A 20,149-nucleotide genomic window follows, 5' to 3' on the forward strand; every position below is an offset into this window, starting at 1 on the left:
GAGCTTGACCACCTCGGCTCAGCACCCCCGCGTCACCGCAGACGCACCCGAGGCTGGGGACCGGCCATCGGTCACAGGCCGGAGTAGTCGACTCCTCTCCTTGCAACTACCACTGCATGACAGCGACTTCACGTCGCACTGAAAGCGCGAGGCTAAGCACGAGGGGCAGACGGTTGCCTTCGACGGGTCGATCAGGCACATGGCGGTCCACGCGGATGACCGGACCCGCTACGACTTCCTTCTCGGCCCGGGCGACAAGGGGCCGCAGACGACGGACGGCCCGAACTTCCAGTACGAGGACGTCAACACCGGCAACCTCCACCTGACCGGCAAGGAGGTCCCTGCCACCATTGCAGTTGGCGACAAGTTCCGCTTCATCGCCGAGGTGATCGAGTTCAACACGGTCCAGTGCCTATTCCGCCTCGCCCCGGTCTCGACGGAGACCCGGTAGCCGAGATGGCCATCCTTCCCAACATGGAGGGAGCTGCCCGATGGAACGGCCCCCTGCTCCATCCATTCGAGAGTTTTGAACTTTCCCACTAGCTTGCCAGACGGCAGCGCCATCCTTGACCCATGCCCACATCTGCCCAACGGCTCGCCGACCACGTTCGACACTTCCTTGGCAGCGGACCGTTTCTCCAGCCCGGCGGATGGACCCACATGGGTGCTGTCATCTGCGACGTCAGCTTCCAGCCACGGTGTAACTACGAGAGGACTCTCCGACCGCGGCTCCTCCATTTGCAAGTGAGTTGGGCTGATGCAAGAACAGTCCGCGGATTCCAGCGCCGGCTCGTCACGGAAGTCCTTGCCGTGGGCATGAAGTTCAACCACGCACAGAAGGTCGCGACGGCTCACGCCATCACCGATCTCCTCGCTGCCGACGGGGTCGATACCCGCGAGGACCTTCACGCCTGGCTCGATCATCAGGCCAATCGCGCCGCCCTGCGCGCGGTGAAGGGAGTGGGGCCGAAGAGCATCGACTACATAGGCAATCTTGTCGGCCGTTCGCACGTCGCCGTTGACGTACATCTGCGCGCCTTCGCCGTGGATGCTGGTGTTCCGGACCTCCCATACGACCAGTTGCGCGCCGTGTATGAGGAAGCCGCCGCGTTTCTCGGGCACGACAAAGGGGAACTGGAGCATGCCGTTTGGCGGCATAGGTCGAAGGCCACGTAGCCACCCAACGGTCCTGGCCGTTGTAGGTGCGGGTTACAGCAGGCTGATCGCACGTGGAGGATGCGCGGCCGAGTTCGCGGACCTTGTCTCCGGTCTTTTCCTCCCACCAGCTAGCAAAGATCCTGTGGTGGCACCATCGAGGCCAGGGCGTTGCCGCCGCACCGGAGAGGAGTGCGGGGGAACGCAGTGCTGACGGTGGGGTGAGGCGCCCTTACAGGACCGGCCCCTCACCCGGTTCTTCCTGATGGCTGTAGCGCTGCTCGCGCCTGACCTCGCCGATGTTGTGGTAGCCGCGCTCCTCCCAGAACCCCCGGCGGTCATGCGTCATGTACTCGATTCCCCTGACCCACTTGGGGCCCTTCCAGCCGTAGAGCGGAGGTACCACCAGCCGGACCGGGAATCCGTGCTCCGGTGTGAGCGTCTCTCGGTTGCGGAACCGCGCCAGGAGCGACTGGTCGGAGGCGAATTCGTGCAGGCGGAGGTTGGCGCTGTAGCCGTATTCGGCCCAGACCATGACGTGGGTGACGTTTGGCGCGGGAGGGGCGAGCGCCAGCAGGGTCGACGCGGCCACCCCCGACCATTCGTTGTCCGGAACGGTCTTGCCGGAGACGCAGTGCAGGTCGGCTACGACCGTCGACAGCGGCAGCTCGGTGAACTTTTCGTAGTTCCAGATGTACTTGTCGCCGGAGGCTGTGGCGCCGAAGACGCGGAACTCCCACCGCTCCGACTTGAACTTCGGGACGGGGCCGTAGTGGTGCGCGGGCCAGTCCGCCACCGAACGCTGTCCGGGTGGAAGGGCCTCGTCGGCGCGGGTACGGATGGGAATCGGGCCTTGCGTCTCGCGCGGCCGGTCGCTGTCCCTGGTCCACCGCTGCCAGTAGGAGAGCCTCCGAAGGGTGGCGAGGGTGTCGTGGTGGTCGGGGCCCAGCCGCTCGGTCTGGTCCGCCAGCAGGTCGGCCAGTGCCGAGGCGGCCTTGTGGGCGTGGCCCTCCGCCATATCGGGCCGTTCGGCACAGGTGAGCGGGCCCTGCCCGTTGAAGTGACGGGCAAGCTTCATTGCGGTCGTCGCCAGGAGAGCAGCATCCATGGCGGGTCCGTGTTCGAGCAGGGTCAGGGCGCCGGCGAGACAGCCCTCGTAGTCGATGGCGAGCGTGTTGTCGCCCCCCGCCTCCGCGGCAGGAATCCGGGCCAGCGCGTCGGCGGCCAATACCATCGTGGCGGCCCTGCGCTCGGCGTGCTCCGTGTGCGCCTCCTGATCGGGGTGGCCCGCCACGGCTCCGTAGGCGTCCGCCGCCCGCGTCAGCAACCCGTACACCGCCCAGGACGGGCCGAAATGTCCGGGCGGCCCCTCCAGCAGCTCTGGGAGGACGAGCTGCGTCCAGTTCTCCGTCCTGTCGTGCTCGCCCGCCAACGCGACGAGCGCGTCCCCCAGGGCGCTGGTGGTAACGAAATCGCCAGGTACGACCGGGCGGTTCAGGTCCCGCAGTCGGGCGCCCTCGTAGGCCGTCTCCACTGCGTCGGTCAGATCCTCCGGCATACCGAGGGCCCGCCAGCGGCGCAGCAGCGCGCCGGAGAGGAGCCCACGCAGCCACGTCGACCGTGCGTTGTCGCACGGACTCTCCCGCAACACGCGGAGCAGCCGGATGGCCTCCTCCAGATCGCGTACGGCACCACCCTCGTCGTAACGGTGCAGATGGCGGTCAGCGCGCCGGAAGTGGGCGAACCACTCGACGTTGAGCAGCCGGACGGGTCCGGCGGACTCCGCCGACGCAGGGAGGGGCGAATCGCTCGCGGTCGGGTAGAAGCGCCGGAGCACCTGGCTTGCCACGTGGGCGAACGCCTGCTCGGCGGGGTGCGCGTACTCCTCACCCGCTCCCGCTGCGTCGCTCATGTGTCCGGTGGTGCCGTCGAGATAAGTCGCGGCGAGCGCCGGGAAGTTCCGGGTGCCACGGCCGAACTGGCGCTCCACGTAGTGCGAGACCTCGCGCAAGACGAGGGCGGCCTCGCCGCGGTCGACCCTGTGGAGCAGTTGCTCCCGCACACCGTCCTGGAAGTCGAAGAAGATGTCGTCGATGTCGGCCGATGTTTCGGGACGGCGTACGAGGAGGCCGCTGAGCAGCACCTCCGCCAGCTCGGAGGGGCCGGTGTGGGGCAGCATCACCCGCTGCACAAGGCGCATGACCGGAAGAATGAGGGGAGCGGTCGCCAGGTAGTGCGCGAGCCGGACGGCGTCGGGTGAGGCGGCCGTGAAGAAGGCGCGCAGGAGGCGTGTGGGGTCGCTCACGGCCGTGGCGGCCCTCGGTGCACGGGAGGCCAGGTGGCGGGGAAGCACCCAGGCGGCGGCTCCTCTGACCACCGGGGTAGTGCCCGCCAGCACGCGGGACCAGGCCCCGAGCGCCGAAGGCGTCGGCGGGAGGACTGGGACGGCGAGTGCGTTCGACGCCGGATCGGGCGGCTCCTGGTCGTGGGCGTGGAAGTGCCAGCGGGCACTGCGTTCCTGCCGTCGCAGGGTGCCCGGGACTGGCGGCAGGTGGGTGCGTGACCACATGCGCTGCGGCAGCGGCTGGAGTACGGCGACGGGTGCGGCCTGCGCCCGCCGGTGGAGGTCGCGCTGCATGCGGCCGCTGCGCCAGAGCGGGCCCGTGCAGTCGGAGAGGAGCAGGGTGATCGTCCGCCCGGCTGTGTCACGGAGTCCGGTGGCCGGGGTGGACACGGAGTCCGGGCGGGGGGAGTCGGAGACCACGACCGTCCCGGTGCCGGGGAGTTCGTGCAGGTAGTGAACGGCGATGTCGTGGAAGGCGCCCGAACGTCCGCAGGCACGCCGGAGTTCGCGCAGCAGCTGGTGCCAGGGCGCCATCGAGGTGGAGACGTCCATGAGGAGCTGGAGACGCCCCGCGGGCCGGTCCCGTCTCTCCAGTACAGGCAGCAGAAAGCCGGTCTCGGCGGCGAGTTCGGCTGTGGCGGCCTCGTCGAGCGCGGGATCGGAGGGCGCCCCCGTCGGCGGGCTGTAGTGCCGGATCGGGCGCAGGGCGCGGCGCAGCGGCTGGGTGTCCGGCAACGCGGTGCCGCCCGGCAACTGGACGCCGACCGAGGCGTCGGCTTGGCCGGCCTGCGCCCGCAGGCGGACCATATGTTCGTCCTCCGGGCCGGCACCGAGGCCGGGCAGGGGCGGGGGCGGCGGGGCGGCGGCGGGCGCGTTTCCGGGCGCGGGGGGCGAAGCCTCGGTCCCGGTGTCTCCGGGCCCCGTGGGGGAAGGCGTGACGAACCGGGCCAGCCACAGAGCGTCCGCGACCGTGTCAGGGGCCGTGGATAGGCCCGCGCCGATGAGCCTACGCACCAGCTCCTCCACTGGTGGGCGGGCCGGCGCGGTGTCCTGGTTCGGGGGCGTCCCCCTCTCCCCCGGCCGCGCGCCTCCGGGCGTTCCCGGCTCCGTGCTCATGGTCGGCCCGGTCCCAACGGACGCATCAGCAGGCCCGCGAGGCGCTCGCGCCCCACAGGGTCCTCCTGGGCGCTGTACTGCGTCAGGTAGATCGCGTTCAGGAGTTGATCGGCGGCGCGCAGCCCGCCGGGCGGCGCGGAGAGGAACCGCTCGATGATGTCCTCGTTCTCCTCCGCGGACGCGCTGCCGAAGTGTGCCTGGACCATCGCTGCGAGCCGGTCGGCGTTCGGGGTGCGCATGTCGAGGTGGATGCAGCGGCGTAGCAGCGGGGCGGGGAAGTCGCGTTCGTCGTTGCTGGTCATCACCACCACGGGGAACTCACGGCAGCGCACGCGCCCGTCCACGACCGTCGCGGACAACCCGTCGTGGGTGAGTACGGAAACCGTCCCGCCTTCGTCATCCCGGCGAGCGCGCTCCAGCTCCGGGATGGCGAACTCACCCTCCTCCAGCACGTTGAGGAGGTCGTTGGGCAGGTCGACATCGCCCTTGTCGAGTTCATCGATCAGCACCACGCGGGGCCGTTCTGAGGGCAGGAGCGCGGTGCCGAGTGGACCGAGCCGCAGATAGCGGCCGATGCCGGTGTCGGTGGTGCCGAGCAGCTGGGACTCCTGGAGCCGGCCGATGGCGTCGTACTGGTAGAGCCCGTCGCGCAGCATGCTGCGGCTGACGATGGGCCACTGCAGCACGCGGCCGAGTTTCAGCTCGTGCGCGATTGAGTGGGCGAGCGTGCTTTTGCCGGTGCCGGGGTCGCCGGTGATCAGCAGCGGGCGGCGCAGATACAGGGCCGCGTTGATCAGTTCGAGTTCGTCCAGCGGGCCACGGACGGCGAACCGGCCCCGGGACATACCGAGCCGGCGAGTGGAGGCGCTGTCGAGCGGGGGGGCCGGCGGTGACCCCGCGAGTTCACCGTCGAACGCGCGCCAGGGGGGTGGCGGGGGCAGTCGGCTGATGCCGTCGTGCGGTTCGCTCACGCCCTGGTAGATGAACCAGTCGCTGTTCATGGAACTCCTTCGGTGCGGGGGCGGCGGAGTGCGGGCGAGGGTCAGGGTGCGTCGAGAACACCTGCGGGCTCGGCGAGGGGCCGGTCGGCGTCGTCGTACATCAGGGCCAAGGGCTTGGCCCAGTAGGCGTGCGGATCGCGGCGGTGGATCCGCTCGCGCAGGACGCGCAGCCGCTCGGGCAGCTCGGCTGCGGAGCCCGCGTCCGCCAGCAGCCGGGCGGCGTTGCCGCTGAAGCTGTGACACCGCTCGTCACATCCGTTCGGCGGGTGGGGCCCGGCGTTCCACAGGAAGACGCCGTGTCCGCTCTCCAGGGCCAGGCGCAGAACCTCGCGGCCGGTGGCGTCGGCGGCTGGCCGGCAGACCACCGGGACCTGGTCGGGCCCAGCACCGGCGAGACCGGCGCGGCGCAGCAGCCGGCCGGGCTGCGGCGCCCGCAGGGCACGTAGCGGCGCCGCCGCGGCCGTCTCCTTCCACCGCATCTCCCATAGGGGGTCGACGCCGCCTCGGCGGGACGCGTCCCGGACGACGACCTGCCGGCGTACGCCCAGCGGCCAGCAGGCGGGGTCCGATAGGTCCAGGTCGGTGACGGCGGCCTGCGGCAGCCAGCGCTGTACGGCGAGGTCGAAATGCTCGGGCGGAAGGACGACCTCCAACGGGGCGTAGCGTTCGGGAGTGTCCAGTTGGAGGAAGAGCCGGGCCAGCGGGCGCTGGAGCCGGAGCGGCAGGTCGTCCGGCAGGACCCCGTCGCCGTTCTCGTCGGCGTCGACGACCGCGTCGTCGTCCTGCTCGGGGTCGAGGACCCGCAGCCGCCAGTGGAAGGCGACCGAGGGCGACCAGAGGGCGGGTTCGAGCTCCAGCAGCACGCTGGGCCCGTCGCCCGGCCGGGCGTCGAGGATGCCGACCTGTACGGGCTCTGCGGCGAGCGGCGGGTCCTGGGCATGCCCGCCGGAGTGCACCAGGATCCCCATCGCGTTCGTCTCGCCCTGCACGGTGATGTCTCCGTCGACCCGCCCAGGCAGGGCGACCTCACCCACACTGACGTCGGCCTCCAGGCCCAGGCGGCGCATGCGGCGTCCCACCCAGCGGTCCAGGTCGGCCGCCGCGGACGCGGCGCCCGGCATCGATGAGACGGCGAGGGCGACGAGCTTGGCGTACCGCAGATAGGGCAGAGCCTCGATCGTGAACTGCATCCTGTACTGATGGATTTCGCCGTGCCCGTCCCGCCAGTGCCGAAGGGCGGAAATGGCCGGAAACTTCGCGTGGTTGTGGAACACCACGCGCAGCAGGCTCCGCACCAGCGTCGGGTCGTCGGGCGCCGGGAGAGCGGCCAGCAGCTCGAACAGCTCCAGCCGGTCGCCCGGCGACCAGGAGGTGGTGATGTCCGGCAGACCGTTGCCCGGCAGCTCGCCCTGGACGTCCGTCCATCCGTCGCGGAGGAGGTCGCCTTCGGCGTGCCACCGGTCATGGGCGCAGACCAGGGCGTGGTAGGGGTCCGGCCCGAGGGCATGGTCGGGGTCCACGACGACGGGGCTGACGAACTCCCGTAGCAGAGTGCTGCGCACGGCCCGGCCGCCGTCCTTGATGTCCCCCTCGGACGTGCGTCTGCTGGCCTTGGTCAGGCCGACCAGGGCGCCCTGCGAGAGGTCGATGACCGGTCCCCCGGAAGACCCTTTCGGAATCTCCGTCTGCGGACCGAGGCGGAAACTGTAGGGACCGTCGTTCCCGGCGACCACGCAGACGCCGTTCCAGTCGAGCAATTCCTCGCCGCGCTTGCCACCGGCGACGTACCAGCCGTAGGCCCGCACCTCGCGCGAGGGCGGGTCGCCGCGGTCGCTGAGCCAGACACAGGCGTGATCGGTGTCGTCCTCCAGCAGGCGTACGAGGGCGATGTCCGACTCCGCGGGGACGGGGCCGCTGTCGGGAACCCCGGACAGCAGGTAGCCGGTTCTTGCCGGGATCGAGCGGCCGTTCCACAGGGTCACGGTGTACGGGGCGGCTCCCGCGGCCCGGACCACATGGGCTGCGGTCAGCGCCCAGCCGGGTGCGACTAGCCCGGCGGATCCCCAGTGCTTGCCGTCCTGTGCACCGATCGCCGCCGTTGCCGCCCTGGCCAGCCGGTCCAGGCGCGGAATCTGGTCAGGCATTCCCCTGCGCACCGGCGGTCGTGCCGTCGTTCCGATCGCCGGGCCGCCAGGTGAGCGTGACGTTGAGGGCGGCCTTGGCCTCGCCGTCGGCGAGGAACGCGACCGCCTTGCCGGACTTGGCCGCCAGCTCGACACCGAACGAGACGCTCACCTCGTCGGGGCGGGCGGCCTCGCGGGCGGCCTCAAGCACGGAGGTGCCGACCAACCGGATTACCCGCTGGACGCTGTCGACCCGTTCCATCAGGGTGTCGAGGGCCGTGACCTCCTCCTCCTCGCCGTATTCGGTGAGCCGCTTACGCAGATCCACCTCGTCCGGGTCGAGCGTCTCCACGCGGGCGAGGACAGTCTCGCCGCCGATCTCCACTTCCCGCACCCGGTACGCCACAGCTCCGCCGCTCCTGTCACCGATCTCCGTGCCGTCCGCACCCTGCTCGGGCGACAACATCACGGTCACACACCTGAGTTGCTCAGGTTACTTCCCGACAACCGACGCGGGGGCCTGTTCACGGTCTTCTCCTGGCGGAGGTCCGGTGCGAGGGCCGCCGTGCTGCCCGTGGGTTGAGAATCCCGGACTGGGCGGGTCGATGCGGGGCGCTCCGTACCATGGCGACCAGTTTTGCGCGGAGGGTCAAGAGTTATCAGGGTCCGGCGGACCAGGGCACTCACTTCGTCGAGGTCCTCGCCAAGTGCTACGTTGCGCACCAGCAGAGGTGCCTCTTCAGCGATCACCGCATGTGGATCACCTGGGCCCCGTGATCGCCGATACCGAACCAACGTAGGGCCATGACGGAGAGAAAGCCGCCTTGACATAATTTCCCGATCCTGCTCAGGCGACCTCTTTGTCGGCGACCTCGTGTGCGGAGTGCGTGGTGACTCGTGAGCCTGCCCAGGAGGTCCTGCGCCCTGCTGATTTGTAGCGGCGCCGTGGTCGTCATGGGGAGGGCTGGCGAGGGCCGAACCGCCGTCCAGCCGAAGGGTATGCGGTGAGTCCGAGTCGGCGCTGCCCCGGACTGAAACCAGGCAGGTAGATGGTGGTGGGCTGGTCTCGGCCAAGGTCCGCCTCTATGCCGTCGTGGTTCCTCACAACGGCGCCTACCCCCAGCTGAGCGCTGACACGACCGACCGTCACCGGACGTCGGCCGACCCGGCGGAACACCTCGTTGCTCACTTCTTCTGCGTCAGAGGGAGAGACCGTGAACAGCAACCGGTCGTCTCCCGCGATCCCGGCAAGGACCGTTCGACGGAGACTGGCGACACCCGCAGCCTCGGCGTACTGCGCGCTAGGTGCGACAGGAATATCGATGAAGTCGATCTCAAGGCGGTGGCCACAGGCGTACGACAGATCGATGAGCGATTTCGCCAGTGAGTCGTTGCAGTCAAGACACGCACTGACCAGTCCGGTCGACAGCAGCGCGGCACCTATGGCTAGCTCGGGGCGGTAGTCGAGGAAGTCGGTGAGGAGATTCTCCCACTCCTCGTCAGTTAACTGGTCAGTGACCGCTGCGTTGAGTAAGGCCAGTGCACCATCCCAGCCGCCGAAGGGCCCCGATGCGACGACGAGGTCACCGGGGCGGGCACCATGGCGGCGCAACGGACGGCGCCCGTCGTCGCACATGCCCAGTACCGTCGAACTCACCCCGAACTCGCCACGGGAAAGGTTCGACCCCTGCAATAGCAACCCGCCGGTTAGCGCGAGAGCGTCGTCCACTGCCAACCCGATCGCTCGGAAATCCTCTGTCGTGAAGTCGTCGGGGGCGCGTACATCAATCTGCAGTCCTGCAGGCTGCGCTCCGCTCGCGGCAAGGTCACTGAACGCCTCGAGGATTCCGCGCCGTACGAGGGACCGTATGTCCTCCCCTGGATAAGCGTGCTCCGCCCCCATATGGTCGGACGAGACAAGGACATGGCCGCCACCCTTCACCTGCAGGCAGGCCGTGTCCTCCCAGCCGTTGTCCAGGCGACCGACCGCCGCTCGGATGGCGCGGATCGCGTGGAACTCCTCCCAGCGGGTCATTGGCACTCCTCGTTCATACGGCCTCCCAACGGCACAGGACATCGCGGGCCAGCAATCGGGTCAGCCGCCCATCGGCTGTCTTGAGCGGTACCCAGCCGACAGGACGGAAACCGCAGGCCCGCGCCATACCGCGCAACTCCGCCCCGCCGAGAATGTGCATCGGGAGATGATCGACGCGCACTCCACCCGTCCTGGTGCGCCCGCGCAGCACCAGGTCGCCAAAGTCGGCACCACCGTGGCCACCCGCTATCCAGTGGCAGACCTGTTGGGCCGGGTGATAGCGCCAGCGGCGGTGATGGCTCAGGAGCAGGACGCCACCGGGCTTCAGTATTCGGCGTACCTCACGCAGGGTGGCGAGTCGGCGAGCACGTGGGCGTATGGCCTCGAGGACGTGGAAGGCCAGCAGCGCGAGCTCGGCGCTCCCGTCCGCCCAGGGCAGGTCGGAGCCGTCGGCGACGACTGCCTCGACGTCCGGCTGGTCGAGGAGAAGGCGCCCGATCTGCACATCGGACGGATCGGCTGCCCTATATAACCAACCCGCGGCCCGGAGCGTGGAGCACAGGCGCCCAGCCCCGGCCCCCACGTCCACGGCCACCCTCTGACGCCCGTCCCCCAGCGCGTCCAGAAGTAGCCGCTCGCCGGCGAACACAGGCAGCCGGCGCAGCCATTGGGCAACGTCAGGGCGTTCGTAGAATCCGGCCGTCACGAGGCGCCGCCCGGAACCGGTCGCCTCGACGGTCCTCTCGATGCCACGGAAACCGCAGCGCCGTCCTGTACAGCCGACTCGTACAGGGCGTAGACGACCTCGTGGCTCGCCCGCACCAGTTCCAGTTCGCACTCGTATAGCGCGGGCGTTCGGGACAGCCATGCCCGAACCGCGTCGTTCACCCACGTGGCATGGCCGGGACCGAACGGAACGGGTTTCGCAGCCAGTTCCGCAATCGCGTCCTCCACGGAGGAGGTGACCCGTCGCCATCGCGGGGTCTCGCTGCCTACGATCAGCACCGTTTCCGTCGGCAGGAAGACACGGATCACCTGTGACTCCTCTGCGGCAGCACAGGTCATAGCCGTGAGGGAGAGCACCCCCTGGTCCGTCTCGATGGCTGCGTGCACGTGGTCCTCAACCCGGATTGAGCGTGAGCTGCGCAGAGTAGCTCGTGCAACCAAGGGCACCGCACCCGTTAGGTAGAGCGCCAGATCGAGAGCGTGAATCGCCTGGTTCAGAAGGACCCCGCCGCCAGCCACGAGGGGATCGCCTTTCCAGCCCGCGTAGTAGGCCGATTCCCGTCGCAGGATCTGTGACACGGCGACTGCGTGGATCTGCTCGCCCCGCTCCCGCAGATAGTCGCGGCAACGCACCATATCCGGGCTGCACCGCTGGACCATGCCGCAGGACACGCCTCTGCCGCTTGCCGCCGCTGCGGCCGAGATGCGCTCGAAGCCGAGGCCGTCGATTGCCACAGGCTTGTCGACGAGGACATCTGCGCCGGCGGCCAGACCGTTCAGGACCTGCGACACGTGCCGTTCGTGCGGGGAGGCCACGGCGACAATGCCGCCACTGGGCACGTGCCAGCCTTCGTCGGGCTCGTTGAAGGCCGCCACGCCCAGGTGGCGACCCAGTTCCGAGGCGCTGCCCGAGGAGCCGCCGACGACGGCCTGAAGGTCGACCCGCGGATGGGCATGCAATGCCCGTGCCAGCTGTGCTCCCGATTTCCCCGCGCCCAGGACGACCGCGGGTAGCCCCGTCACCGATACCTCGCAGCGGACATGACCAGTTCCTGGGGCGCAGTGTGCCCATAGTGATGTACCAGCATCTGTGTCACCTTGAAGCCGTGGGCCTGTACGAGTGCGTTCAAGTCGTCCTCCCGGTAGGCACGCAGGTGCTCTGCGTGGTAGGGCACGTCGTGCTCTCCCCACTCGCCGTTGGCATGCGGAACGGTGATCACTAGCAGGCCCCCGGGGCGGACCAGACGCCGGGCCTCCTCTAGTAACAGATCCGGATCTAGCACGTGTTCTAACAGCTCGCAGCAGAGCACCACGTCGAACGCACCAGACCTGAAGGGCGTTCGCTCAGCGAAGGCGCGGACTGCCTGCACTCCCTTGCGTCGGGCCTCGATGAGAAGGCGGTGGGCGAGGTCTACTCCCGCGACGACGCAGCCATTTCCTTCGATGAGCCGGGCACCGAATGCGCCGCTGTTGCACCCCAGGTCGACGACTCTGCTTCCGGCGGGCGTCGCCGCGATGACCGCGCGCAATCGGTCGATGTCGGGGCTGTCGTCCGTAAAGTGCCCCTGCTTTTCCATGTCGGAGTAGTCCCGGTATAGCCCGACGACATCGTCGTATGTCTGTGGGTGGCGCACCCGGCTGGGTGGCAGCGGCACTCCCTCGGGGCGTACGGTGTCGGTGAGCCCGAGCAGCGCCAACAACCCTTCCTCGCCGACCCCGGCGACTTCGGCGGGCAGTCGGCCGCGCAGCTTCGAAAATGCTGCGGCTGAAAACTGCCAACTGCCCCGGTTGTCGACCATCTCAATGACTACCGGGAAGCCGTCGACGAGGATGGTTGCCTTTACGAATCGGTGTCTGGTGAGAGTGGCCTTCCGCTTGAAGAAGACTCCGTCGGGCAGCACGTCGATCTCTTCCTCGGTGAGGTAGTCGTGGTCGACGTCGGTGTCGGGATCTTGGCGGAGCCAGGACGGCACCTCAATGCGCATGCGTTGCTTCCAGGGCCTCGCCGAACCGCTCCAGGATCACGTCGATGTCCTCGCGTGTCACGATCAGAGGTGGCTTAACCTTGACGACTTCGGGCTTGTACCCTCCGAGCCCGAGCAGGAGGCCGCGCTCCATGGCCGCGCGTCGCACAGACGCTGCGACGTCCGCAGCAGGCACGCCCGTACCTGGTCGTACGAATTCCACGCCGATATGGAGGCCGACCTGACGCACCTCGTAGATCTCGGGAAAATGGTGGTGGAAAGCCTGAAGGCCCTGGCGGAGCCGCGCGCCGCTGTCACGGGCGGCGAGCAGAAGACCGTCGCGCTCGACGATGTCGAGAACCTTTACCGCAACGCTGTGCGCGAGCGCCGAACTGGCGAATGTGTGCAGGTCGTAAGTACCCGTCGGGGGGAAGCCGGGAACGTCGTCTCTCATCAGCACGGCACCGCAGGCGAATCCACCCGCCAACCCCTTTCCCAGCGCGACCATGTGCGGGCCGAGTTGGTCGATGTGCGTGAAGTAGCGTCCGGCGCGGATGTACGTCTGGATCTCGTCGTAGATCACCATGAAGTCCTGCTGCGCGGCCCTGTCCCGTAATCGCTCCAGCCAGTACCGGGGTATCTCCCGTTGTCCACCGGATCCCTGTACAGGCTCGACCAGGACGGCCAGCAGCGAGTCTCCGACCCGGGTGAGTTCCTCGTCCAGGACGTGCAGATTCTCCTGCGGGGAGCGACCTGGTTCCGGGAAGGTCAGGCTGACAAAGGTGGGCCCGAAGCCAGTGAAGGCCGCCAACGTGCGGCGTTCCGTGGGTACGTCGTCCGTGCCAGGCCAGGAAGCCCCGGCCATCCCCAGTGTCGTCCCGTGGAATGAGCCTCGCACCCGCCCGATCAGTCGGCGGTCCGGACGGTCCAGTGCCGCGAGCTTGATCGCAGATTCAAGAGCCAGTGCCCCGGACACCGCCGGGACGACACGGTCGTACCTGTACTCCGCCTCGGATGTCTTGCTGAGCCCGATGAGCCGGTCCGCGAACTCATCGCGTTGCACTGTGTCAAATCCCTGATGCGTGTGCCAGAGGTCGCCCATCACCAGACTGACGTGCGCTCGGATCTCCGGATGTGTGTGGCCGAGATACAGCGCCCAGCTCTGCGACGTGCAGTCAATGTATGCCCGGCCCTCGGTGTCCCAGACTCGGACGCCTTCCCCTCGCGAGATGGTGATCGCTGGCGTGCCCCCACCAATACTGAGCGCCTGTCCCCCCAAAGGGCTCCCCTCTCTGCTCCGTGCGGGGATGGTATTCGCTCCCGCCTACCTCGCACAGCACCGCGACCAACATCCGCTCAATCCGCCGGTCCCTCCGTCGGAAGAAGCGCGACGGTCGCAGCGGTGACCATCAGTGCTGGGGGCCCAGACGGAGGCGGTGTCCGGCACTGACGAAGCGTGGGCCTATCCGTCTCTTCTTCCGAGGCCGCTGTCGCGTGTACCCGATCCCCATGTGCTGGCGGCTACCCATGGCGAGCAAGACGATGGATAGAGGGGTTCATGGCTGGCTCCAGCCCGGGGGAGTCAACGGCCATCTCGGAGTCGCCGTCAGCAATGAGAAGTGCGGTTCGCGAATCCAGCTCACGGATGAGTGATGACGCTCATCTGACGCTCCGGCCCTCTCAAAGACTGCTCACGCGGCTAGAAATATGCTCTGACCTGGGCTTTTCCGCGACTCGCTCAGGCCGACATCTTTCCGATGACGCATCACGTGGAGTGTGTCGCCATCCTCGAACCGGCCGCGAAGGGCTCCTGACCTGCGGTTTTTCCCGTGCGCATTATGCGCGGTGTGGGCGTTACGGGCGATGTCCTGACGCTGGAACGACGCTCGTGACGCTCAGGTGACGCTCCTTCTGATGGAGCGTCACATGGCTTATATGCGGGTCGGCCCCCTGTCGCGCCGGTGAGGTATCGGTGGGGTGCCGAAGGCCGGCGGCGCTGAGCGGCAGGGCCGCAGGGTCCTGCTGGGCAGCACGTCTGCTCGCTTGCCCGGGTGAGCGGTTCAGCTTCGCCGTGCCGCGTCCGCTTTCCGTACCGTCCTCGCCGCGTGGTCAGCCGAGCCGGCCAGGTTCCGCAGTGCGCCGGAGACCCGGCTGAGGAACTCCACCACGTGGTCGGCGGGGGTGTCCTGCTTGGACGGGCACGAGGACGCGACCAAGGCCGGCCGTCCGGTCGCTCATGTAATCCCGTGCGAGTACGCGTCACCTCCTGCGGGCGGACGCCGGCCGCCGGGGGCCGCCAGCATCGTGGTGGACACCAACCACTCCTTGGAGGTCTCGTGTCCCCACATCCGGAGTCCCCGGTCGTCGATGTGCAGTCCCGGAGCGCGCTGTCGTCCAACGCCGATGGCGCTGCGGCCAGGCTCGCCGGCGCGGTCAAGCGGTACGGCTCCGGCCAGTCGGCCGTCGTCGCTCTCGACGACGTCACCATCGCGTTCCCGACGGGGAAGTTCACGGCTGTGATGGGCCCGTCGGGTTCGGGAAAGTCGACGATGATGCACTGCGCCGCCGGGCTGGACCGACTCACGTCGGGTCGCGCCTTCATCGGCGACACCGATCTGTCGACCCTCGACGACCGCGCACTGACCATGCTGCGCCGAGAACGGATCGGGTTCGTGTTCCAGACGTTCAATCTCGTGGGAACCCTCACCGCCGAGGAGAACATTCACCTACCGTTGACGTTGGCGGGCCGCCGGCCGAGCGACGGAGTGCTCGATCAGGTCGTGTCGATGCTGCGCCTCGGTGATCGCATGCGTCATCGGCCGACGGAACTCTCGGGCGGCCAGCAACAGCGCGTCGCCATCGCCCGGGCGCTGGTCGCCCAGCCACACGTGATGTTCGCCGACGAGCCCACCGGCAACCTCGACACCCGGTCCGGACAGGAGATCCTCGGATACCTGCGATCAGCGGTCGACGAACATCAACAGTCGATCGTGATGGTCACGCACGATCCCAACGCCGCTGCCTGGGCGGACCACGTCGTGTTCGTCGTCGACGGCAGAGTGCACGACGTGATGGACCGCCCGTCGGCCGATTCGGTGCTCGACGTGATGAAGGGCCTGGGGCGATGAGCCAGATGGTGCGGAGCGCGGCCCGGAGCGTGTTCGCGAGCCGGGGCCGGTTCCTGCTCACGGGCGCGGCGATCGCACTGTCGGTGGCGTTCTTCGTCGCGACGCTGGTGCTGTCCGACTCGATGCGCGGCCGAGCGGCCGGCGATATCGCCGAAGCGATGGCCGGGACGGACGCCGTGGTGCAGGGCGTCTCCCTCGGCGAGCCCGGCGGCGGACCGGGAGATCCCACCAGGTCGGTTCGGCGATCACTGGATCCCGACATCACCGAGCGCGTGGTCGCGGTCGACGGCGTCGACGGGGCCGCCTCGCAGCGGGCCGGCTTCGCGAAGCTGGTCGTCGACGGATCGACGGTCGGAACCGGCACGGCGAGCGACGTCGGTCGCAACTGGGTCGCCGACCCGGCGCTCAATCCGTTCCGGCTCGCGAGCGGGCGACCACCGGCCGAGGTCGGAGAGATCATGATCGATCGGTCGCTCGCCGATGACGCAGGCGTGGCTGTGGGGGATGTAGCACAGGTCCTGACCGCCACGGGGATGCACGACGCGACCATCACCGGTATCGCGACGTTCGCGTCGGCGGACGCGGCACCGCTGCAGCGAACGGTTCTGCTGGCCGACGGAGCGGTGACCGACTGGCTCGACACGGCGGCGCCGACCGAGGTTCTCGTCGACATAGCGGAGGGTGCCGACCGCACCGAGGTGCTCGGCCGGCTGTCGGCGCTGTCCGATGCCGAGGTCGTCGACGGACCCGACTACGTCCGGACGATGCAGAACGCCGCGACGTCACCGCTGCAGTTCCTGAACGTGTTCCTCCTGGCCTTCGCCGTGGTCGCCTTTCTGATCGGCGTGACGATCATCTTCAACACGTTCGCGCTCACCGTCGCCCGCCGCCGGCGGGAGTCGGGACTGCTGCGTGCGATCGGTGCGGAACGACGCCAAGTGCTCGGCGGAGTGGTGATCGAGGCGGTGTTCGTCGGAACGATCGCCACGCTCGCCGGCCTGGTGTGCGGGGTCGCGGGAGTGGGCGCGCTGCGCTGGGTCGTCGGACTCACCGGGGTCAGCCTGATCACCGGGCCGACGATCGTGAGCCCGATCTCGATCGCGGTCGCCGCGACCGCCGGTATCGGCGCGACGATCCTCTCGGCATGGATCCCGGCTCGCCGCGCGGCGGCGACACCACCGATCGAGGCGCTGCGCGAGAGCGCGGCGGAACCCCGGGTCGTGAGCCGAGTGCGGACCGCGAGCGGACTGGTGCTCGCCGCGGCGGCGATCGCTGGAGGAGCTGTGGCTGTGGTGGGCTCGAACCCGGTGTGGCTCGGGCTCGCTGCTGCCATTGTCCCGGCGCTCGTGCTGTGCGGCCCGGCGATCGTGACGGCTTCAGCACGTTGGAGCTCTCCGGCTGCCCGCCGCGCCGCCGGTGTGTCCGGCTCGATCGCAGCGGGCAACCTGGCTGCGAGCCCCCGTCGATCGGCGTCGACGGCGCTCGCGCTCATGCTCGGAATCGCCATGGTGACGGTGTTCTCGGTCTTCGCGAGCTCAATGACGAGCGCGGTGGGAACGGACGTCCGTGAGGGACTGCGGGCGGACCTGGTGGTCACGTCGGCGACCCCCGACTTCTCGACGGTCGACCCCACCCTGGCCGACCGGATAGCAGCGCTGCCCGACGTCGACTCGGCAACCGCGCTGTCGAACGCCGAAGGGATAGTGGCAGGGAAGGCCGAGGCGATCGGCGGCATCGACCCGACGGCACTGCCCACCGTGTACGACCTCGCCCCGATCGCCGGCGACCTCGCCGATCTGAGCTCGGGAGGCGTGGCCGTGGTCGGTGACGACCCGGCGCTGCTCGGCGGAACCCTGGAGATCGAGTTCGAACGATCGACCATCGAGGCGCCGATCGTTGCCGTGGTCGAGAGGAGCACCGGCGGTTTCGAAGCCCCGGCGTACTTCGTCGACCGTGCGACACTCGACGCCTCGGTCGGCCGTCTGCTCGATGCGCAGGTGTTCGTCGACCTCGCCGACGGAGCGGTGGCGGACGCCGAGGAAGACGTGAGCGCGCTGGTCCGGGATTCGCCCGGGTCGTTCCTGGAGACCAGGGACGAGCACGTCGCCGGCAGCGGGAGCGAGATCGCCGCGTTCGGGTACTTCATCGACGGGATGCTCATTCTGGCGAGCTTCATCGCGCTTCTCGGAGTCGCCAACACCACGGCGCTCGCGATCAATGAACGCTCCGCGGAGCTCGGGCTGCTGCGAGCGGTCGGGGCGTCCCGACGGGAGCTGCGTCGCATCGTGCGGCTCGAGGGGGCGCTCCTGTCGTTCGTTGCGGCATCGATCGGTATCGCTGTCGGAGCCGGCTTCGGCTGGGCGATGATCGATGTCGCCGGGGGCACGGAGATCCCGTCCATCGTCGTACCCTGGCCCCGTCTTGCAGTGACGATGATCGTCGCGGTGGCAGCGGGCGTGGCCGCTGCGGCGTGGCCCGCGTTCCGGGTCTCCCGGGTGCCTGTGCTCGAGCTGGTGAGCCGGGACCGCTGACGCACCCGGGCCGGCACCTGGACCGGACGGCCTACGACCGGTCCAGGTGCAAAGACCTCCCGTGGGAGTATGCGCCCGCGATCGGTCCCGACGATGATGGGGCCATGTCGCATACGGATCACCGCACCGGTCGCGCCGATCTCGCCGCGCTCGTCGCCGCGTTGGCGGTGTCGATCGGCGTGTTCGTCTTCGATCCGGACGTCCTGCCCGGACGGGAGCTCCCCGGCATCGCGATCGCGGCCGTCGCCGCCGTGCTGCTCGTCGCCGCCGGCCGGTTCGGTCGGGTCACCGTCGTGGCGATCGGCGTGCTGACCGTCGTCACCTTCGTATGGACCTCCAGCCCGGTCGCGCTGGGACCGATGCTCGCCCTGGCGCTGTTCCGTCTCGTGCGCCGGAGCGACGATCGCTCGGTGATCTGGTTCGGATCGTCCGTCGCGATCGTCGTCGCCGGCTTCGGGGCGCTGGCCGGTGATGAGCCGTTCTGGCTCGAATGGGTCACCTACTCAGCCGTCCTCCTGCTCCCGGTCGCCGCGGCCGACGCCCGTCGCTCCAACCTGCGGCGTCGAGCCGACGGATTGGAACGCCAGGTCGCCGAGCGGCTCCAGGCGGAACGCCTTCGCATCGCGTACGACCTGCACGACATCGTCGCCCATTCGCTGTCGGCGATCACCGTCCAGTCCGGCATCGCGGCCCACCGGTTCGAGCGCGATCCCGCCGCCGCTTACACCTCGCTCGTCGAGATCAACGACGCGGGCAGACGATCGCTCGACGAGCTGAGATCCCTGCTCGGGCTCCTCCGGTCCGACGAGTCGGTGCCGCTTCGCCCGGTACCGGCGGCCACCACCACCCTCAGCGAAGTCGTCGCTGCCGCCGGGCACTCGACGGAGGTCGAGGTGGTGGAGGACGGTCACTATCCTGCGGGCGTGGCGGAGAGCACCGTGGTGACGGTGCACCGCATCGTGCACGAGTGCCTGGTCAACATCGCCCGCCACGCCGGCGACGTCCCCGCGGTCGTCCGGCTCCGGCACGCGGACGGCGGCGTGCACGTCACCGTGTCGAACGAGGCCCCGGCCACCGCACGCGTCGCGACGTCGGGCACCGGCATCGGTCTGGTCGCGATCCGCGAGCGAGCGGAGCTCCTCGGTGGCACCGTCAGCGCCGGACCCACCGACAACGGCGGATTCACGGTGCAGGCGTTCGTGCCCTACCAGATACCCGGCGGGTGGGAGGCATGACCCCTCGTCTCGACGCGCCTGCCGTGGCGAGGCGCGACATCCGCGTGCTGCTCGTCGACGACCAGGAGTTGGTGCGCCGCGGGTTCGCGGCACTGCTCGCCAACGAACCCGGCATCGAGGTCGTCGGTGAGGTCGGCGACGGCGCGCAGGCGATCACCGAGACCTGGCGGACACGCCCCGACGTCGTGCTGATGGACATCCGCATGCCTCGCATGGACGGGCTCGACGCGACGCGAGTGATCTGCGGCGACGAACGGCTCAGCGCCACCAAGGTGCTCGTGCTCACCACCTTCGCGCTCGATGAGTACGTGTACGAGGCGCTCAGAGCCGGGGCCTCCGGTTTCCTGCTCAAGGACACCCCACCGCGCCTCCTGCTCGAGGCCATCGCCGCCGCCGCCGACGGTGACGTCCTCATCTCACCGGCGATGGCCAAGCGGTTGGTCGCCGACTTCGTTCGCCGACCGGTCTTTCGTCCCGGCGACTCGGGTCCTCTCGATCTCCTGAGCGAGCGCGAGCGCGAAGTACTCGCCGAGGTCGCACGTGGCAAGACCAACTCCGAGATCGGCGAGTCGCTCTACATGTCGCCGCTCACGGCGAAGACGCACGTCAGTCGCATCCTCGGCAAACTGAACGCGCGCGACCGCGTCCAGCTCGTGATCATCGGATACGAGACCGGACTCGTCAGCCTCGGCGAGTGAGCGTCGCGAGCGTCGTGGCGGTCGGCTCCGTCGATGCCGGCGCCGGGATCGGCCGCCCGCCCTGACGGCCAAGCGGTACGTGCGAGCGAACCG

General features: G+C 69.0%; 15 protein-coding genes and 2 pseudogenes. 7 read left to right on the forward strand and 10 right to left on the reverse strand.

What is annotated here, in order from left to right; translation table 11 throughout:
• Positions 1–163 precede the first annotated feature (163 nt).
• Both HTV45_RS31505 and HTV45_RS31510 read left to right on the forward strand, forming a co-directional pair.
• A pseudogene (locus tag HTV45_RS31505) lies at positions 164–451 on the forward strand (DUF4839 domain-containing protein); the annotation flags it as partial.
• 359 nt (positions 452–810) lie between these two features.
• Complete coding sequence (locus tag HTV45_RS31510; RefSeq protein WP_215209315.1) at positions 811–1,176, forward strand: hypothetical protein; 366 nt, start codon at positions 811–813, stop codon at positions 1,174–1,176.
• Between the two features lie 211 nt (positions 1,177–1,387).
• On the opposite strand, the gene HTV45_RS31515 is transcribed toward HTV45_RS31510, so the two are convergent.
• From HTV45_RS31515 to HTV45_RS31530, 5 genes and pseudogenes are all read right to left on the reverse strand, one after another.
• Positions 1,388–2,002, reverse strand: a complete 615-nt coding sequence (locus HTV45_RS31515; protein ID WP_308309801.1) for a molybdopterin-dependent oxidoreductase — start codon at positions 2,000–2,002, stop codon at positions 1,388–1,390.
• 1,134 nt (positions 2,003–3,136) lie between these two features.
• Positions 3,137–4,615, reverse strand: a pseudogene (locus tag HTV45_RS34935) (SAV_2336 N-terminal domain-related protein); the annotation flags it as partial.
• On the reverse strand, positions 4,612–5,616 hold the full coding sequence (locus HTV45_RS31520) for a MoxR family ATPase (RefSeq protein ID WP_215209316.1): 1,005 nt from the start codon (positions 5,614–5,616) through the stop codon (positions 4,612–4,614). The pseudogene HTV45_RS34935 and the gene HTV45_RS31520, both read right to left, overlap by 4 nt.
• Positions 5,617–5,657: 41 nt before the next feature.
• Positions 5,658–7,760 (reverse strand): trypsin-like peptidase domain-containing protein, encoded by a 2,103-nt coding sequence (locus tag HTV45_RS31525; RefSeq protein ID WP_215209317.1) that lies wholly within the window; start codon positions 7,758–7,760, stop codon positions 5,658–5,660.
• Entirely contained in the window at positions 7,753–8,205 is a 453-nt protein-coding gene (locus HTV45_RS31530) for a CU044_2847 family protein (protein WP_251693233.1), read from the reverse strand. The genes HTV45_RS31525 and HTV45_RS31530 overlap by 8 nt, the downstream gene beginning before the upstream one ends.
• Positions 8,206–8,363: 158 nt before the next feature.
• On the opposite strand from HTV45_RS31530, the gene HTV45_RS31535 reads away from it, so the two are divergent.
• Positions 8,364–8,516 (forward strand): hypothetical protein, encoded by a 153-nt coding sequence (locus HTV45_RS31535; RefSeq protein ID WP_215209318.1) that lies wholly within the window; start codon positions 8,364–8,366, stop codon positions 8,514–8,516.
• 175 nt (positions 8,517–8,691) lie between these two features.
• On the opposite strand, the gene HTV45_RS31540 is transcribed toward HTV45_RS31535, so the two are convergent.
• Genes HTV45_RS31540 through HTV45_RS31560 form a run of 5 tightly spaced genes read right to left on the reverse strand, consistent with a single transcriptional unit; the run spans position 8,692 to position 13,743 of the window.
• Positions 8,692–9,774 (reverse strand): thiamine-monophosphate kinase, encoded by a 1,083-nt coding sequence (locus HTV45_RS31540; protein ID WP_215209319.1) that lies wholly within the window; start codon positions 9,772–9,774, stop codon positions 8,692–8,694.
• Between the two features lie 13 nt (positions 9,775–9,787).
• Positions 9,788–10,480: a class I SAM-dependent methyltransferase gene (locus tag HTV45_RS31545; protein WP_215209320.1), complete on the reverse strand. Its 693-nt coding sequence runs from the start codon at positions 10,478–10,480 to the stop codon at positions 9,788–9,790.
• Positions 10,477–11,523, reverse strand: a complete 1,047-nt coding sequence (locus HTV45_RS31550; protein WP_215209321.1) for a Gfo/Idh/MocA family protein — start codon at positions 11,521–11,523, stop codon at positions 10,477–10,479. The genes HTV45_RS31545 and HTV45_RS31550 overlap by 4 nt, the downstream gene beginning before the upstream one ends.
• Positions 11,520–12,485, reverse strand: a complete 966-nt coding sequence (locus tag HTV45_RS31555) for a bifunctional 2-polyprenyl-6-hydroxyphenol methylase/3-demethylubiquinol 3-O-methyltransferase UbiG (RefSeq protein WP_215209322.1) — start codon at positions 12,483–12,485, stop codon at positions 11,520–11,522. The genes HTV45_RS31550 and HTV45_RS31555 overlap by 4 nt, the downstream gene beginning before the upstream one ends.
• A complete protein-coding gene (locus HTV45_RS31560; RefSeq protein WP_215209323.1) occupies positions 12,475–13,743 on the reverse strand; it encodes an aminotransferase class III-fold pyridoxal phosphate-dependent enzyme in 1,269 nt (422 codons plus the stop codon). Before HTV45_RS31560 ends, HTV45_RS31555 begins: the two co-directional genes overlap by 11 nt.
• Positions 13,744–14,833: 1,090 nt before the next feature.
• On the opposite strand from HTV45_RS31560, the gene HTV45_RS31565 reads away from it, so the two are divergent.
• From HTV45_RS31565 to HTV45_RS31580, 4 genes are all read left to right on the forward strand, one after another.
• A complete protein-coding gene (locus HTV45_RS31565) occupies positions 14,834–15,592 on the forward strand; it encodes an ABC transporter ATP-binding protein (RefSeq protein ID WP_308309799.1) in 759 nt (252 codons plus the stop codon).
• Positions 15,589–18,123, forward strand: a complete 2,535-nt coding sequence (locus HTV45_RS31570; protein WP_215209324.1) for an FtsX-like permease family protein — start codon at positions 15,589–15,591, stop codon at positions 18,121–18,123. The genes HTV45_RS31565 and HTV45_RS31570 overlap by 4 nt, the downstream gene beginning before the upstream one ends.
• Positions 18,124–18,227: 104 nt before the next feature.
• Positions 18,228–19,358, forward strand: a complete 1,131-nt coding sequence (locus tag HTV45_RS31575) for a sensor histidine kinase (protein ID WP_215209325.1) — start codon at positions 18,228–18,230, stop codon at positions 19,356–19,358.
• Entirely contained in the window at positions 19,355–20,056 is a 702-nt protein-coding gene (locus HTV45_RS31580; protein ID WP_215209326.1) for a response regulator transcription factor, read from the forward strand. The genes HTV45_RS31575 and HTV45_RS31580 overlap by 4 nt, the downstream gene beginning before the upstream one ends.
• Positions 20,057–20,149 lie beyond the last annotated feature (93 nt).

Source organism: Streptomyces sp. CHD11 (genome assembly GCF_018638295.1).
GTDB lineage: Bacteria > Actinomycetota > Actinomycetes > Streptomycetales > Streptomycetaceae > Streptomyces.